This is a genomic window from Pseudomonas sp. S3(2024), from assembly GCF_036861315.1.
GTDB lineage: Bacteria > Pseudomonadota > Gammaproteobacteria > Pseudomonadales > Pseudomonadaceae > Aquipseudomonas > Aquipseudomonas putida_A.
On record NZ_JAZAQQ010000028.1, the window covers coordinates 1 to 1,067 of the forward strand.

General features: G+C 53.0%; 2 protein-coding genes. Both read right to left on the reverse strand.

Going from position 1 to position 1,067, the window contains the following annotated elements; all coding sequences use genetic code 11:
- Positions 1 to 52: 52 nt before the first annotated feature.
- A complete protein-coding gene (locus VLA07_RS27055; protein ID WP_259699494.1) occupies positions 53 to 862 on the reverse strand; it encodes an IS3 family transposase in 810 nt (269 codons plus the stop codon).
- A 20-nt stretch (positions 863 to 882) separates the two neighbouring features.
- On the reverse strand, positions 883 to 1,067 hold a 185-nt coding region (locus VLA07_RS27060; protein ID WP_442969561.1), incomplete at its 5' end, for a hypothetical protein.

Below are 1,067 nucleotides of genomic sequence, written 5' to 3' on the forward strand. Positions count from 1 at the left end.
ATCGCGAGCAGGCTGTAGTGGTTCAGTTTTTTTAAACCACTCCGTAGGAGTATTAGGCCGCCTGCTGCTCAAACAGCGCAGGCGGCAATTGGTTCGAGGCAGAGTGGCAACGACGATGGTTGTAGTGATGAACAAAATCCATCACATCCTTCTCCGCTTCGAAATGGTTTTGGTAGCCATTTTCCGGCATCCAATCGTGTTTCAACGTCCTGAAATAGCGCTCAACCACTGCGTTGTCCCAGCAATTCCCTCGACGACTCATGCTCTGAACGATCCGGTTTTCTGCCAAGCAGCCAACAAATCGATCAGCGGTGTACTGGCAGCCTTGGTCTGAGTGAAATAGCAACGCGGGCATCGGACGGCGTAGTGACACTGCTAACCTTAGCGCCCTTGAAGACAGTTCAGCATCGGCAGTTCGGGAACAGGCCCAACCCACAATTCTGCGTGAAAACAGATCCATCACCACCGCCAGATAAAGCCAGCTATTTCCGACTCGGATGTAGGTAATGTCACCGGCCCAAAGTGTGTCTGGCTGGGTCGGATTAAAACGCCGATCAAGTATGTTCGGTGCAACAATCGCTGGTTTCGTAGCGCGTCGATAGTGGGCATAACACGGTCTGCGTCGGTGTAGACCAAAGGTGTTGATCAGCGTGCGCATTCGACAGCGCCCAATAAAAATCCCCTCTTTTCTTAGCTCTCTGGAAAACCCACGAGTACCTAACGCCTCACGATGTTCTTTATGCATCGCACGAAGTTTACGCCTCAGCAAGCGCAGTTCAGGCTTCAGGCGCTTGGGTTTACGCTTGGTGTAATAGCTGCTTCGGGCAACGCCAAGCACTGAGCACATGCGCCGAATCGACATCGCACCTCGAACGCCATCAATCACTTGGTTCGACCGAACAGAACCTTTAGATGAGAGGGCAATTGCTTTTTTAGTACTTGGTTCTCGGCTTCAAGCAGTGCCAGCTTTGCCTGGAGCGATTCGATCAGTTCCTGATCCTGCAATCGCGGTGGCTGCGACATGCCTTCCTGCTCTCGACGCCAGCGCGAAACCCAGCGACGCAGGG